A 14,799-nucleotide genomic window follows, 5' to 3' on the forward strand; every position below is an offset into this window, starting at 1 on the left:
CCATGTCGTTGCCCGTGCCGCCCAGCACCGTGCGCGCGGTGTGGGCGTGCAGTTCGTCGTCTCCGGGGCCGCCGTCGACGGTGCTCCGGTCTCGCCGAGGTCCTCGACCTGCTCCGCGCGCAGCCCCGCGCGGGTCCGGTCGGCCCGGGGGAGCACACCCTTGGTGCCTGCGGGGATGTCCAGCTCCTCGTACAGGTGCGGAGACGTGGAGTACGTCTCGACCGGGTCCGGGAACTTGAGGTCCAGTGCCTTGTTGATCAGCTGCCAGCGCGGGATGTCGTCCCAGTCGACCAGCGTGATCGCGATGCCCTTGGCCCCGGCACGGCCGGTACGGCCGATGCGGTGGAGGTAGGTCTTCTCGTCCTCGGGCGACTGGTAGTTGATGACGTGCGTCACGCCCTCGACGTCGATGCCGCGTGCGGCGACGTCGGTGCAGACGAGGACGTCCACCTTGCCGTTGCGGAAGGCGCGCAGCGCCTGCTCGCGGGCGCCCTGGCCGAGGTCGCCGTGGACCGCGCCGGAGGCGAAGCCCCGCTTCTCCAGCTGGTCGGCGATGTCGGCGGCCGTGCGCTTCGTGCGGCAGAAGACCATGGCCAGCCCGCGGCCGTTCGCCTGGAGGATGCGGGAGAGCATCTCCGGCTTGTCCATGTTGTGCGCGCGGTAGACGTGCTGGACCGTGTTCTTCACGGTCGTGCCCTCGTCGTCGGGCGAGGTGGCGTTGATGTGCGTCGGCTGCGACATGTAGCGGCGCGCGAGGCTGATGACGGCGCCGGGCATCGTCGCGGAGAACAGCATCGTCTGGCGCTTGGGCGGCAGCATCGTGATGATGCGCTCGACGTCGGGCAGGAAGCCCAGGTCCAGCATCTCGTCGGCCTCGTCGAGGACGAGGACGCGGATGTGCGACAGGTCGAGCTTGCGCTGGCCGGCCAGGTCGAGCAGCCGGCCCGGAGTGCCGACGATCACGTCGACGCCCTTCTTGAGGGCCTCGACCTGGGGCTCGTAGGCCCGGCCGCCGTAGATCGCGAGAACGCGGACGTTACGGGCCTTGCCGGCGGTGAGCAGGTCGTTGGTGACCTGCTGGCACAGCTCGCGGGTGGGGACGACGATGAGCGCCTGGGGCGCGTCCGTCAGCTTGCCGGGCTCGGCGCGGCCGGCCTCGACGTCGGCGGGGACGGTCACGCGCTCCAGGAGCGGCAGACCGAAACCGAGCGTCTTGCCGGTGCCGGTCTTGGCCTGGCCGATGACGTCGGACCCGGAGAGCGCCACGGGGAGCGTCATCTCCTGGATCGGGAAGGGGGACGTGATGCCGACCGCCTCGAGGGCTTCGGCCGTCTCGTCGAGGATTCCGAGGTCGCGGAACGTAGTCAGGGTGCTGCCTCTTCTGTGAGACGCGGTCCGAGGCGAACGCTGGGGGTCGTACCGTGCCGGGGTTGGTCATCCGGTCTTGGATGGGCCGGGTGGCGCGGGACCACTGCCGTCGCTCGAGCGCTCGTGCCGCTGAGGGGGCCCCTCAGCTGCGGTCGTACGTGCTGTACGCACCGCGTGGAGGGCTGTCGGGTCGGAGCCGATCGGGCCACCGACCGGGCATCCTCATTCAAGGTCGCACCCCTGGCACAGGAAAATGCTCAGTAGGCGCAATACCACTGTACCCCGGAATCGCGCATGTGTGTTGGGCGAATTCATCGGAACGGTGTGATGTCTTCGGTCGGCCGGGCCCTTCCGCCTCCCGGCGGGCGGGCTATTCTGCGCTGCATGGAGACGCCTGACAACGCCACTGAAGCATCCGACGAAGCCCCCGCACCCACCGGCATCGCCGCCCAGGACTGGGCGACGGCGTCCGCCGACGCCCAGTACCGTGCCGCGGTCGTCGATCTGCTCGGCGCACTGGCCTACGGGGAACTCGCGGCCTTCGAGCGGCTCGCCGAGGACGCGAAGCTCGCGCCGACACTCGGGGACAAGGCGGCACTGGCGCGGATGGCGTCCGCCGAATTCCACCACTTCGAGCAGCTCACCGACCGGCTCACCGCGATCGACGCGGAACCGACCGCGGCCATGGAGCCCTTCGCCAAGGCGCTCGACGACTTCCACCGGCAGACGGCGCCGTCGGACTGGCTGGAGGGCCTGGTCAAGGCGTACGTCGGCGACTCCATCGCCAGTGACTTCTACCGGGAGATCGCCGCGCGGCTCGACAAGGACACCCGCTCCCTCGTCCTCGCCGTGCTCGACGACACGGGGCACGGGAACTTCGCGGTCGAGAAGGTGCGCGCCGCCATCGAGGCGGAACCCCGGGTCGGCGGACGCCTCGCCCTGTGGGCGCGCAGGCTCATGGGCGAGGCGCTCTCACAGGCCCAGCGGGTGGTCGCCGACCGGGACGCCCTGTCGACGATGCTCGTGGGCGGGGTGGCGGACGGCTTCGACCTCGCGGAGGTGGGCCGGATGTTCTCCCGGATCACCGAGGCCCACACGAAGCGGATGGCCGCGCTCGGTCTCGCCGCCTGACGGCCGGCGGCCCGCCTACTGGGCCGTGGCCGACCGCACGGGCCGCCTGCGCCGCGGGCGGATCAGCAGGGACAGGGTCACCGCCCCGACCAGCACGGCGCCCGCACCGGTCGCCAGGGCGGGACTCGATCCCAGGGCGGAGTGCGTCAGGTACGCGCCGAACGGCGCACCGAGCGCGCCGGTGAGGAACACCGTGCGAGGGGACGGCAGCCGTTCCGGCAGGGAGTGGAGCGAGACCCAGGACAAGGCGAGCCCCAGCAGGACGGAGCCGATGAATTCCCAGAGCACAGCGGGTCACCTCGCTTGTTGCGCGGCGGACGGTCGGTCCTAGGCGGTCCTACCCGGGCCCCGCGGAACGCAATCCTCCGGCGGCACCGGGGAACCCCTCCGGGTGACCACGGCCCGTTGCCACACATGTCCACGCCGTGCGAGGCCGGTGCCGTGCGAGGCCGGTGCCGGAGTACGTCCGTGCCGGAACAGGCGAAGGCCCGGCGGTTGTCCGCCGGGCCTTCGCCTGTGTCCGTCGCGTCGGGCTGCCTACAGTGCGCCGAAACCCACCCGGCGGGTGCTGGGCTCGCCGATCTCCACATACGCGATCCGATCGGTCGGCACCAGGACCTTGCGGCCCTTGTCGTCCGTGAGGCTCAGCAGCTGCGTCTTGCCGGTGAGCGCCTCGCCGACCGCGCTCTCGACCTCTTCGGCGGAAAGCCCGCTCTCCAGAACGATCTCCCGGGGCGTGTGCTGCACCCCGATCTTGACCTCCACGGCTATGTCCCTCCGACGGTCCGTCTCTGCGCGGTGAACCGCGCCGTACGCAGCACACATTAGCCCGGGTAAGGGGCCGGCCACGGGTCGACCGGCAACGCCCGCAGCGAACACCGGCGGGCATCGCCGCCGGGGGCCGCCTGTCGGCCGCCCCGCGGCCGGGGATCGGCGAGGACGGTCAGTGCTGTTCGATGCCGTGCAGCGGGAATCCGGCGATGCCGCGCCAGGCGAGCGAGGTCAGCAGCTGGACCGCCGTGTCGCGCGGGATGCCGGAGCGGCTGGAGAGCCAGTAGCGCGCCACCACCTGCGAGACACCCCCGAGGCCGACCGCCAGCAGCATGGACTCGTCCTTGGACAGGCCCGTGTCGCCCGCGATGACGTCGGAGATGGCCTCCGCGCACTGCAGGGAGACCCGGTCGACCCGCTCGCGCACCGCCGGCTCGTTGGTCAGATCGGACTCGAACACGAGACGGAACGCGCCGCCCTCGTCCTCCACGTACGCGAAGTAGGCGTCCATCGTCGCCGCCACGCGCAGTTTGTTGTCCGTCGTCGAGGCCAGGGCCGTGCGGACGGACTGGAGAAGCGACTCGCAGTGCTGGTCGAGCAGCGCCAGGTAGAGCTCCAGCTTGCCGGGGAAGTGCTGGTAGAGCACCGGCTTGCTGACGCCGGCCCGCTCGGCGATGTCGTCCATCGCGGCGGAGTGGTAGCCCTGCGCGACGAAGACCTCCTGCGCAGCGCCCAGCAGCTGATTGCGGCGGGCGCGGCGGGGCAGGCGAGTGCCCCGCGGGCGCGCTGCCTCTGTCTGCTCGATGGCTGTCACGCCGCCTCCCAATCGTGTGATCGAACGCAGTAGAAAACGTGCACACTGCGCCACGGAGCCATCGTACTTTTGAGTAACCCGGGTGCGCGCGGCGCGGACGCAGAATTTCACGGACCGGACGGCTTCGGAAGCCGCGGATCTGCCAGGTCACGGCAGAAAGCAGGACGTACTACCGGTAATCGTCCTCATCTTGTCGGACCACGCGGGTCTGCTCGGCGGCGTCCGCCTCGTTCGCCGCGGCCGGGTCGATGTCGGTGAGCGGTACGTCGTCCTCCGGCCGGACATCGGCCTGCTGCTCCGCGGTGTCGGCCTCGGGGGCTTCCGGGTCCGGATCGCCGGGCCGCGGGTCCTCGAACGTCTCGGGATCGCTCGGATCGACCGTCATGGTGGTGGCTCCCTTCCTTCCCTTGCAGGGTAGGAGCAACCCTTCCCGGACGCTATGCGGCCTGTGACCGCGAACACACCGACCCGCGCGTGATCGTCTCGTAACATTGCCACATGTCTTCGACCGAGCTGCCCGGTACCCGAGCCGTCGCCGCCGCCGTGTCTCCCACGGTGAGTGCCGTGAGGGTCGCGGAGGGTGAGAAGCTGCGCTCGGTCGAGCTGCCCGGTCTCACGCTGACCGTCCGGTCCCGGCCGGCGAGGGCGGCCGGGCTCGCGCCCGCCCTCTACGTGCACGGGCTGGGGGGCTCCTCGCAGAACTGGTCGGCCCTGATGCCGTTGCTGGCGGACGTGGTCGACGGCGAGGCCGTCGATCTGCCCGGCTTCGGGGACTCGCCGCCGCCGGACGACGGGAACTACTCGATCACCGGGCACGCCCGGGCCGTGATCCGGCTGCTGGACGCCGGGAGGCGTGGGCCCGTTCACCTTTTCGGGAACTCCCTGGGCGGTGCCGTCGCCACCCGGGTCGCGGCGGTCCGCCCCGACCTGGTGCGCACCCTGACGCTCGTCTCCCCCGCCCTGCCCGAGATCCGGGTGCAGCGGCCCGCCGTGCCGACCGGCCTGCTCGCACTCCCGGGCGTCGCTCCCCTGTTCTCCCGGCTCACCCGGGGCTGGACCGCGGAACAGCGCACGCGCGGTGTCATGGCACTCTGTTACGGCGATCCGGCACGCATTTCCGAGGAGGCCTTCCGTCACGCGGTGGCCGAGATGGAGCGGCGGCTGGAACTGCCGTACTTCTGGGACGCCATGGCGCGCTCGGCCCGGGGCATCGTGAACGCCTACACCCTGGGCGGGCAGCACGGGCTGTGGCGCCAGGCCGAGCGGGTGCTCGCACCGACCCTGCTGGTGTACGGCGGACGGGACCAGCTCGTCTCGTACCGGATGGCACGCCGAGCGTCCGCGGCCTTCCGCGACGCGCGGTTGCTGACGCTGCCCGACGCCGGGCACGTGGCGATGATGGAGTACCCGGAGGCGGTCGCCCAGGCCTTCCGGGAGTTGCTCGACGAACGCGGCGGGAGCTGATCCGGGGCGTGGGACGACACAGTCGTAAGGAGCCCGAGCTCGCGGGGCACGACACGGGGGCCGCGGCACCCGCCGCCGGTGAGGCCGGCGCTGCCCGTGCCGGCAACGGCCGGCGCAGGCGGGACGCCGGGGCGCAGGCTGCGGGGGGTGGTGGGCACGACGCGTTCCACGACGTCCCCCGGGCCCGCGGCGGTCACCCGGAGCAGCGCGAGCCCGGTGGCGGCTGGGGGACCGGTCCGCAGACGCGGGACGAGGGCCGGGACGACGGGCCGGGCCCGTCGCCCGAGGCACGTGCGCGGCAGGCTCTGGCGCGGCAGCTGTCGGCCCAGCAGGCGGCCAGGAGCGCGGCCGAACGGCGTTCGGCGCCCGGTCGGCGGGCCGCGGCCTCCGTGCTGATACCCGGTCCGCGCCGGGAGTTCGTCGACGCCTTCGAGGCGGCCGGCTCGCGCACCACGCGGGCCGTACAGGCCGGCGGCGGCACCGGGACCCCCGACGGGCCGGACCGTGCCACCGAGGTGGCCGGGGACGGGGGTGGCGGCCGGGACTCCAAGGGGGGCAAGGGCCGCACCGTCACCGGGATCGCCGCCGCGGCGGTGACCACCGTGCTCGCCGTCGTGGTGGCCGGGCAGGTGGCGCAGGAGTCCGGGAGCGGCCAGGGGGTGGCCCAGGCCGCCGGCGCCGACCGGGAGGGCTCCGGGGACGCCTCCCGCTCCGAGGAGCGGCCGACCCCCCAGGCCCGCAAGCCGGAGGTCAAGCCCCTGTCGTACGCGGCGAAGATGGCGGAGCCCTATCCGCTCGCACCCGACCTCAAGGCGTCGGGGGAGTTCCAAGCGGTACCGGGGCTGGCGAAGGCTCCGGGCAAGGGGCAGAAGTACCGTTACCGTGTCGACGTCGAGAAGGGGCTGGGCCTGGACGCCGGGCTCTTCGCCGAAGCGGTGCAGAAGACACTCAACGACGACCGCAGCTGGGCGCACGACGGCGCCATGACCTTCGAGCGGATCTCCTCCGGGGAGCCGGACTTCGTGATCACCCTCGCGAGTCCCGGCACCACCGGGGTCTGGTGCGAGAAGTCGGGTCTGGACACCACCGAGGACAACGTCTCCTGCGATTCCGCCGCCACGGACCGCGTCATGATCAACGCCTACCGCTGGGCGCAGGGCGCTTCCACCTTCGGTCCCGGCAAGCTGCTGATCTACCGTCAGATGCTCATCAACCACGAGGTCGGCCACCGGCTGGGGCACGACCACGCGAGCTGCGCCACCCCCGGGGCGCTCGCCCCCGTGATGCAGCAGCAGACCAAGACGCTGGAGCTGAAGGGCATCAAGTGCAAGCCCAACCCCTGGGTTTTCCCCGGGAGTTGAGCTTGCCCGATCGCGCCGTGTCCGTATCGTGGGACGGCCGTCTCATTCCGCGTTGACACCGGGCAGGACGTCGTCCATATTTCTCGGCATGTCACGCGACCCCGCATTCCCCGAGCGCGCCGCCATCGAGCTGGCGCTCCTCGGCGTGGCCGGGTTCTGCGTAGCCGACGTTCTCTGTCGCTGACGCCTGCTCGAGCGCGCGTCGGCCCCTGACGAGCCCTTCTTCGGCTCCCCGGTCCTCCCGACCCCGCGCCCGGGCGTACTTCCGTCCGCGGGCGCGGCCCCTTCCTGACCGGTGACCGGTCCCCCCTCCTCATCCGGGGCGGACCCCGCTGCGCCCACGCGGGCACTCCCCCTGCTCCCCGCAGCACACCGAGAGGTCAACTTCCGATGAGTCAGCCGTCCGTCATACCGCGCCGCGTGGCGACCGCCGCCGCCGTCAGCCTCGCCCTGGTCGCTGGCCTCGCGGCCTGCGCGGGGCCGCAGGACACCGAGGGGAGCGGCGGCTCCGGCGCCTCGGACACGCCCCGGAAGGGCGGCACCCTCACGGTCCTCAACAGCAACCCGCAGGAGGACTTCGACCCCGCCCGGCTCTACACCTCCGGCGGTGGCAACGTCCCCTCCCTCGTCTTCCGCACGCTCACGACCCGCAACCGCGAGAACGGCGCCGCGGGTGCGCAGGTCGTGCCCGACCTCGCCACCGACCTGGGCACGCCCAGCAAGGACGCCACCGTCTGGACGTACACCCTCAAGGACGGCCTGACGTACGAGGACGGCACCGCGATCACCAGCGCGGACATCAAGTACGGCATCGAGCGGTCCTTCGCCGCCGAACTCTCCGGCGGCGCCCCCTACCTGCGTGACTGGCTGATCGGCGGCGCCGACTACGCGGGCCCGTACAAGGACAAGAAGGGCCTCGACTCGATCGAGGTGCCGGACGCGAAGACCATCGTCTTCCACCTGAACAAGCCGGAGGGCGAGTTCCCCTACCTCGCCACCCAGACCCAGACGACCCCGGTACCGAAGGCGAAGGACACGGGTACCCGGTACGAGGAGCACCCGGTCTCCTCCGGGCCGTACAAGGTCGTCTCCAACGAGAACGACGGCGAGCGCCTCGTCCTGGAGCGGAACCCGCACTGGTCGGCCGCCACCGACCAGGAGCGCAAGGCCTACCCGGACAGGATCGACGTACGCTCCGGACTGGACTCCGCCGTCATCAACCAGCGCCTCTCCGCCTCCCAGGGGGCCGACGCCGCGGCCGTCACCACCGACACCAACCTCGGCCCGGCCGAACTCGCCAAGGTCTCCGGCGACAAGAAGCTCGCCGCCCGCGTCGGCACCGGCCACTTCGGCTACACCAACTACATCGCCTTCAACCCGAAGGTGAAGCCGTTCGACGACCCGAAGGTGCGCCAGGCGATCTCGTACGCCGTCGACCGGTCCTCGGTGATCAACGCGGCGGGCGGCTCCTCGCTCGCCGAGCCCGCCACCACCTACCTGCCGAACCAGAAGTCCTTCGGCCACACGCCCTACGACCACTTCCCGTCGGGTGCGACGGGCAACGCCGCGAAGGCCAGGCAACTGCTGAAGGAGGCCGGTCACCCCGACGGCCTGACCGTCACCCTCACCCACTCCAACGAGAAGGACTTCGAGACCGGCCCGGAGATCGCCACGGCGCTCCAGGCCGCCCTCGCGAAGGCCGGGATCACCGTCGAGCTGAAGGGACTGGAGGGCAACGACTACTCCGACACCGTCCACAGCGCGTCGAAGGAGCCGGGCTTCTTCCTCGCGCACTGGGGAGCCGACTGGCCCTCCGGCGGCCCGTTCCTCGCGCCGATCTTCGACGGCCGCCAGATCGTGAAGGACGGCGCCAACTTCAACACCGGCTTCCTGGACGACGCGTCGGTCAACAAGGAGATCGACGAGATCAACAAGCTCACCGACCTGCGGGCCGCCGCCGCGCGCTGGGGCGCGCTCGACCGGAAGATCGGTGAGCGCGCGCTGACGGTGCCGCTCTTCCACCCGGTCTACAAGCGGCTGTTCGGCCAGGACGTCAAGAACGTGGTCATCAGTGACTGGACCGGCGTCCTCGACGTCTCCCAGATCGCGGTCAAGTAGCCATGTCGGAAGTACTCCTCGTCCGGGAGGCGGGAGCGGCGCCGCACGCCGCCCCCGCCTCCGGGGCCCGGCAGTTCTGGCGGCGGCTGCGCGCACAGCGCGCGGCCACCGCCGCCGCGGCCGTGGTCCTCCTGCTCTTCCTGGCCGCGCTCGCCGCACCGCTGCTCACCGCCCTCGCGGGCCAGGACCCCACCACCTACCACCCCGGCCTCGTCGACTCGGCCGCCGGTGGCGTCCCCCTGGGCCGCTTCGGCGGGATCAGCGCCGAACACTGGCTGGGTGTCGAACCGCAGACCGGCCGCGACCTGTTCGCGCGCATCGTCCACGGCGCCCGCGTCTCCCTCGGCGTGGCCGTCGCGGCCACCCTGCTCCAGGTCGCCATCGGAGTCCTCGTGGGGCTCGCGGCCGCCCTCGGCGACCGCTGGGTCGACCAGGTCCTCAGCCGGATCACCGACGTCAACGTCGCCCTGCCGCTCATGGTCATCGCCCTCGGCCTGCTCGCGGTCGTCCCGGCCTCGTTCCCCCGACCCGTCCTGATCGCGCTCGTCATCGGCGGCATCAACTGGGCCGGAACGTCGAAGATCGTGCGCGCCCAGGCGCTCGCGCTGAAGTCGCTCGACTTCGTCGCGGCGGCCCGCCTCGCCGGACGCGGGCGCTGGAGCATCGCCCGGCGCGAACTGCTGCCCTCGCTCGCCGCACCCGTCGTCACGTACGCGGCGCTGCTCTTCCCCGTCAACATCACCGTCGAGGCGGCCCTGTCCTTCCTCGGCGTCGGCATCAAACCGCCCACACCCTCCTGGGGCCAGATGCTCACGGAGGCCGACACCTGGTACCAGTCCGCCCCCACCTACCTCCTGCTGCCCGCGAGCCTCCTCTTCGTGACCGTGCTCGCCCTCACCGTCCTCGCCGAGGGCGTCCGCACGGCCCTCGACCCGCGAGCCGCGTCCCGGCTGCGCGTCGGCACGGGGCGCGGGGAGCGCGAGGGACGGACGAAGGAGCGGACGACATGACCGGGTTCCTCCTGAGGCGGGCCGGGGGCGCCGTCCTCGTCCTGCTGTCCCTCACCGTGATCCTGTACGTGGTCTTCTACGTGGCCCCGGGCGACGTCGCCCAGATCGCCTGCGGCCCGCGCTGCTCACCGGCCCAGGTCGCCCAGGTGACCGAACAACTCCGCCTCGACGACCCCGTGTACACGCAGTACGCGCACTTCCTCCAGGGCATCGTCGCCGGGCGGGACCTCTCCACCGGCACCGGCGTGGAGCACTGCCCGATGCCCTGCCTCGGCGTCTCCTACCAGAGCGACCAGCAGGTCACCCAGCTGATCCTCACGAAGCTGCCGGTCACCGCGTCCCTCGTCGTCGGCGCCTTCGCCGGCTGGATCCTGCTCGGCGTCGGCACGGGAGTGCTGTCCGTCCGGCGACGCGGCACCGCGACCGAACGCGTCCTCACCTGGCTGACGCTCGCCGGCACGGCCACACCCGTCTTCGTCATCGGGCTGCTGCTCATCATCGTCTTCTGCTCGACGCTGCAGTGGCTGCCGTCGCCGACGTACGTGCCGTTCACCGAGGGCCCCGAGCAGTGGGCCTGGGGGCTGCTGCTGCCCTGGGTGTCCCTGACGCTCATCGAGTCCGCCAAATACGCCCGCCTGACCAGGAGCTCGATGCTGGAGACGCTCGCCGAGGACCATGTGCGGACCTTCCGCGCCTACGGGGTCGGCGAACGCGCCGTGATCGGGCGCCACGCCCTGCGCGGCGCGCTCGCCCCGGTGATCGCCCTGAGCGCCCTGGACTTCGGCTCCATGTTCGGCGGTGCGGTCCTGACCGAGTCCCTCTTCGGGATCCCCGGCATCGGACGCGAACTGGTCCACGCCGTCAAGGTCGTCGACCTGCCGGTGGTCGTCGGCATGGTGCTGGTCACCGGCTTCTTCGTGGTGCTCGCCAACGCCGTCGCGGACATGCTGTACGCGCTGGCCGACCGACGGGTGGTCCTGTCATGACATCACCGCTGGTGGAGGTCGAGGACCTCACCGTCGACTTCGGGACGATCCGGGCCGTGGACGGGCTCTCGTTCACGCTGGAGGCCGGAGGCGCTCTCGGCGTGGTCGGCGAATCGGGCTCCGGCAAGAGCGCCGCGGCGTCCGCCCTGCTCGGGCTGCACAGGGGCACGGGTGCCCGGGTCACCGGCACCGTCCGCGTCGCCGGCACGGACGTGGGCGCGGCCGACGAGGCAGGACTGCGCGCGCTGCGCGGCGCGAAGGCCGCCATGGTCTTCCAGGACCCGCTCTCCTCCCTCGACCCGTACTACCCGGTCGGCGACCAGATCGCCGAGGTGTACCGGGTGCACCACCCCGTCTCCGGGCGGGCGGCGCGGGCCAGGGCCGTCCAGGTCCTGGACCGGGTCGGTATCCCGGACGCCGCGCGCCGCGCCCGGCTGCGGCCGCACGAGTTCTCCGGCGGGATGCGGCAGCGGGCGCTCATCGCGATGGCCCTGGCCTGTGAGCCCCGGCTGATCGTGGCGGACGAACCGACCACCGCTCTGGACGTCACCGTGCAGGCCCAGATCCTGGACCTGCTGCACGACCTGCGCCGCGAGACGGGCACCGGGCTGCTGCTGGTCACCCACGACGTGGGGGTGGCGGCGGAGAGCGTGGACGACGTGCTGGTGATGCGGGCCGGACGCGCGGTCGAACGCGGCCCGGTCGCCGAGGTCCTCGGCGCGCCCCGGGAGACGTACACCCGCGAGCTGCTGGCCTCGGTGCCCCGGATCGACGGGCGGCGGGTGGCGGGGGTTCCGGGACCGCGCTCCCCCGGCCAGGGGAGCGCGCCGCTGCTGGAGGCCGTCGGCCTGCGGCGCGAGTTCGGCCGGGGCGCCGGCCGGGTCACCGCGGTGGACGGCGTCTCGCTCACCGTCCGGGCGGGCGAGACGCTCGGCATCGTGGGGGAGAGCGGCAGTGGCAAGACGACCCTCGGACGCACGCTCGTACGGCTGCTGGACCCGACGGGGGGCAGCCTCCGCTACGACGGTGCGGAGATCGGCACGCTGCCGGAGAAGGCACTCCGCCCGTTCCGCCGTGAGCTCCAGATGGTCTTCCAGGACCCGGTGGCCTCGCTGAACCCCCGGCGTTCGATCGGGGAGTCCGTGGCCGATCCGCTCCGCGCCGCGGGGGAGAGGGACGAGACCCGCGTCCGGAACCGCGTGCGTGAACTCCTGGAACGGGTGGGGCTCGATCCCGACCGCTACGAACGCCATCCGCACGAGTTCAGCGGCGGCCAGCGCCAGCGGATCGGCATCGCGCGTGCGCTCGCCGCCGGGCCCAGGCTCATCGTCTGCGACGAACCGGTCTCCGCGCTCGACGTCACCACCCAGGCCCAGGTGCTCGCCCTCCTCGCCGAGCTGCAGCGCGAGCTGGGCATCGCCCTCGTCTTCATCGCCCACGACCTCGCGGTCGTACGGCAGGTCAGCCACCGGGTGGCGGTCATGCGGAAGGGCCGGATCGTCGAGCAGGGCGCGGTCGACGAGCTGTACGGGTCGCCGCAGCACCCGTACACGAAGCAGCTGCTGGCCGCGGTTCCCTCACTCGACCCCGCGCAGGCCGCGACCCGCCGGGCGACCCGCAAGGAGCTGGCCGCAGCCTGACACGGCGTCACCGGTCCGCCCTTTATCGCGACAGAACGCGATCGGGGCGGGAAAGTTACGGTGGTTCACCCCTTTCGGTGGTGCGACGGACAACCGTCCGTCGTACCACCGTGGCATCCGCTTACGGTCGTCCCGCTGCGAGTCGCCGACCAACGGCGGCCGCCCACACGGAAGATCGGGGATGTGCTCGTGCGGATCGGACTCCTCACGGACGGTGGTTACCCGTATGCGACCGGTGAGTCCAGACTCTGGTGCGACCGCCTCGTGCGCGGTCTCCCCCAGCACGAGTTCGACCTCTACGCCCTCAGTCGCTCGGCCCACCAGGAACGACAGGGCCTGGTCCGGCTCCCGGACCGCATCGGCCGGGTGCGGACGGCGCCGCTGTGGACGGACGGCGGGGCCACCCGGCGCCCGGGCCGCCCACGCGGACTGACCGGCCGGCTCGCGACCGGCCTCGGACGCTCGTACGGGCGGCGGGACCGGCGGCGCTTCACGGCGCACGTCTCGGCGCTCGTCGGCGCCGTGTGCGCGGGAGTGGAGGCCGGGCCGGAATCCGGCTGCGGGGACGCCGCCACGGACGCCGCCTTCACGGAGGGTCTCTACGGGCTGGCCGACCTCGCCCGCGAGGGCGGCGGACTGGCCTGCGCCCTGCGCTCGGAGGAAGCCGTGCGCATCGTGGAGTCGGCCTGCCGCGCGCCGGGCACCGGGCGGACCGTCCACGGCGCCACCGTCCCCGACTACCTGGCCTTCGCCACCGAGCTGGAACGGGCAATGCGCCCGCTCTCCCTCGACTGGTACGACGGCGACGGGCTCGGCGCGGCCGACCTCTGCCATGCGGCGACCGGCGGCACCGCGGCCCTGCCGGGGCTCCTGGCCAAACGCTTCTTCCAGGTGCCCCTGCTCGTCACGGAGCACAGCGTGCCGTTGCGTACGCACTACCTGGCAGCGCCCGAGGCCCCGTACAGCCCTCCGGTGCGCGCCCTCCTGGCCGGTCTCCACGGGCGGCTCGCCGGTGAGGTGTACCGGCAGGCCGCCGTGATCACGCCCGGCAACACCCACGTCCGGCGCTGGCAGGAACGCTGCGGAGCCGAGCGGGGAAAGCTGCGCACGGTCTACCCGGGCATGGCGGCGGAACGCTTCCGGGCCGTCGGGGAGGGGGACGACCGGGGTGGCCCCGACACCCTGGTCTGGATCGGGCGCGTCGAGCCCGCCAAGGACCTGATCGCGCTTTTGCACGCCTTCTCCGCGGTGCGCAGGGCGCTGCCGGGCGCCCGGCTGCGGATCTTCGGGGTGCCCGCCCCGGGGGAGGAGGGCGACGCCTACCTCGCGCGCTGCACGGCACTCGCCGCCCAGCTCTTCCCCGACGAGGCCACGGACGCCCACGCGGTCGGCGACAACCCGGTCACCTTCGAGGAGATCGGCGGGCCCGAGGTGCCCGACCTGGCCGAGGCCTACGCGGCCGGCGGCGTCGTCGTCCTCTCCAGCGTGGTCGAGGGCTTCCCGATCAGCCTGATCGAGGCGATGTTCTGCGGTCGAGCCACCGTCTCGACGGACGTGGGCGCGGTGGTGGAGGTCGTCGGCGGCACGGGGCTCGTGGTTCCCCCGCGCAACCCCCGGGCGCTCGCCGACGCCTGTGTCACGCTGCTGCGTGATCCCGTGCGCCGCGCACGCCTGGGCGCGGCGGCGCGCGCCCGCGCACTCGAACTCTTCACCGTCGAACAGAATCTGGCGGCCTACCGCGGTATCTACCTGGACCTGGTGGCGCACACCCCGGTCAGGTGGCCGGCGGAGTCCGGCCGGAAGGCCCCGGGCGGCCCGCCCCGCCCGTTCGCGACGCCCCCCGAGGCCCACGTGCCGCACCACCCGCCCGCGGTGCCGGCCGTCTCCGGTGCCTCCCGCGGTCCCAGCTGGGCTGCCGGCGCCGAGGGCGCCCGCTCGGCCGCGGGCCGGACGGAGGACGGCGATGCGTGACGACGCGACAGGCCACCGGCACGGAGGCGCCCCCGTGAGCAGCCGGAGCGACGCCCCAGGTCAGCGGTCCGGGTCCGGGCGGCCCGGAGACCTCGGGCCCCGGGCGGCGGAGGCCACCGGGGCGGCCGGACCCCGCGGCGGGTCCCCGGCCCCGGACGAGGCCCG

General features: G+C 72.7%; 14 protein-coding genes. 9 read left to right on the plus strand and 5 right to left on the minus strand.

Annotated features, from left to right (window positions below):
• On the minus strand, positions 1–1,278 hold a 1,278-nt coding region (locus ABZ371_RS17805; RefSeq protein ID WP_358680113.1), incomplete at its 3' end, for a DEAD/DEAH box helicase.
• Positions 1,279–1,752: 474 nt separating this feature from the next.
• Between ABZ371_RS17805 and ABZ371_RS17810 the strand changes: the two genes are divergently transcribed.
• On the plus strand, positions 1,753–2,499 hold the full coding sequence (locus tag ABZ371_RS17810) for a ferritin-like fold-containing protein (protein WP_358680115.1): 747 nt from the start codon (positions 1,753–1,755) through the stop codon (positions 2,497–2,499).
• Positions 2,500–2,514: 15 nt separating this feature from the next.
• Here ABZ371_RS17810 and ABZ371_RS17815 read toward each other — a convergent pair whose 3' ends face one another.
• From ABZ371_RS17815 to ABZ371_RS17830, 4 genes are all read right to left on the minus strand, one after another.
• A complete protein-coding gene (locus tag ABZ371_RS17815; RefSeq protein WP_358680118.1) occupies positions 2,515–2,787 on the minus strand; it encodes a hypothetical protein in 273 nt (90 codons plus the stop codon).
• Between the two features lie 249 nt (positions 2,788–3,036).
• Entirely contained in the window at positions 3,037–3,264 is a 228-nt protein-coding gene (locus tag ABZ371_RS17820; RefSeq protein ID WP_307125082.1) for a DUF3107 domain-containing protein, read from the minus strand.
• A gap of 178 nt (positions 3,265–3,442) precedes the next feature.
• Complete coding sequence (locus ABZ371_RS17825; protein WP_358680121.1) at positions 3,443–4,084, minus strand: TetR/AcrR family transcriptional regulator; 642 nt, start codon at positions 4,082–4,084, stop codon at positions 3,443–3,445.
• A gap of 169 nt (positions 4,085–4,253) precedes the next feature.
• A complete protein-coding gene (locus ABZ371_RS17830) occupies positions 4,254–4,469 on the minus strand; it encodes a hypothetical protein (RefSeq protein WP_358680124.1) in 216 nt (71 codons plus the stop codon).
• Between the two features lie 113 nt (positions 4,470–4,582).
• Between ABZ371_RS17830 and ABZ371_RS17835 the strand changes: the two genes are divergently transcribed.
• The 8 genes from ABZ371_RS17835 (at position 4,583) to ABZ371_RS17870 (ending at position 14,634) form a co-directional block, all read left to right on the plus strand.
• Positions 4,583–5,548, plus strand: a complete 966-nt coding sequence (locus ABZ371_RS17835; RefSeq protein WP_358680127.1) for an alpha/beta hydrolase — start codon at positions 4,583–4,585, stop codon at positions 5,546–5,548.
• Between the two features lie 8 nt (positions 5,549–5,556).
• Positions 5,557–6,909, plus strand: coding sequence for a DUF3152 domain-containing protein (locus tag ABZ371_RS17840; RefSeq protein WP_358680130.1), 1,353 nt, complete (start codon positions 5,557–5,559; stop codon positions 6,907–6,909).
• Between the two features lie 88 nt (positions 6,910–6,997).
• Positions 6,998–7,093: an Ms4533A family Cys-rich leader peptide gene (locus ABZ371_RS17845; RefSeq protein WP_358680132.1), complete on the plus strand. Its 96-nt coding sequence runs from the start codon at positions 6,998–7,000 to the stop codon at positions 7,091–7,093.
• Between the two features lie 206 nt (positions 7,094–7,299).
• Complete coding sequence (locus ABZ371_RS17850) at positions 7,300–9,027, plus strand: ABC transporter substrate-binding protein (protein ID WP_358680135.1); 1,728 nt, start codon at positions 7,300–7,302, stop codon at positions 9,025–9,027.
• 2 nt (positions 9,028–9,029) lie between these two features.
• Positions 9,030–10,037 (plus strand): ABC transporter permease, encoded by a 1,008-nt coding sequence (locus ABZ371_RS17855; RefSeq protein WP_358680138.1) that lies wholly within the window; start codon positions 9,030–9,032, stop codon positions 10,035–10,037.
• The gene (locus tag ABZ371_RS17860; protein WP_358680140.1) at positions 10,034–11,023 is read left to right on the plus strand and encodes an ABC transporter permease; all 990 of its coding nucleotides are present in this window, start codon (positions 10,034–10,036) and stop codon (positions 11,021–11,023) included. The genes ABZ371_RS17855 and ABZ371_RS17860 overlap by 4 nt, the downstream gene beginning before the upstream one ends.
• Positions 11,020–12,663 carry an ABC transporter ATP-binding protein gene (locus tag ABZ371_RS17865; protein WP_358680143.1) on the plus strand — a complete coding sequence of 548 codons (1,644 nt, stop codon included), beginning with the start codon at positions 11,020–11,022 and terminating at the stop codon, positions 12,661–12,663. Before ABZ371_RS17860 ends, ABZ371_RS17865 begins: the two co-directional genes overlap by 4 nt.
• A 189-nt stretch (positions 12,664–12,852) precedes the next feature.
• Positions 12,853–14,634, plus strand: coding sequence for a glycosyltransferase (locus tag ABZ371_RS17870; RefSeq protein WP_358680146.1), 1,782 nt, complete (start codon positions 12,853–12,855; stop codon positions 14,632–14,634).
• Positions 14,635–14,799 lie beyond the last annotated feature (165 nt).

Origin of the sequence: Streptomyces sp. NPDC005899, from assembly GCF_040629645.1 — a bacterium.
Taxonomy (GTDB): Bacteria; Actinomycetota; Actinomycetes; order Streptomycetales; family Streptomycetaceae; genus Streptomyces.

Coding starts and splice junctions, on each gene's coding strand:
- ABZ371_RS17845 (WP_358680132.1), top strand. CDS start 6,998: ATGTCACGCGACCCCGCATTCCCCGAGCGCGCCGCCATCGAGCTGGCG.
- ABZ371_RS17810 (WP_358680115.1), top strand. CDS start 1,753: ATGGAGACGCCTGACAACGCCACTGAAGCATCCGACGAAGCCCCCGCA.
- ABZ371_RS17835 (WP_358680127.1), top strand. CDS start 4,583: ATGTCTTCGACCGAGCTGCCCGGTACCCGAGCCGTCGCCGCCGCCGTG.
- ABZ371_RS17865 (WP_358680143.1), top strand. CDS start 11,020: ATGACATCACCGCTGGTGGAGGTCGAGGACCTCACCGTCGACTTCGGG.
- ABZ371_RS17855 (WP_358680138.1), top strand. CDS start 9,030: ATGTCGGAAGTACTCCTCGTCCGGGAGGCGGGAGCGGCGCCGCACGCC.
- ABZ371_RS17850 (WP_358680135.1), top strand. CDS start 7,300: ATGAGTCAGCCGTCCGTCATACCGCGCCGCGTGGCGACCGCCGCCGCC.
- ABZ371_RS17830 (WP_358680124.1), bottom strand. CDS start 4,469: ATGACGGTCGATCCGAGCGATCCCGAGACGTTCGAGGACCCGCGGCCC.
- ABZ371_RS17860 (WP_358680140.1), top strand. CDS start 10,034: ATGACCGGGTTCCTCCTGAGGCGGGCCGGGGGCGCCGTCCTCGTCCTG.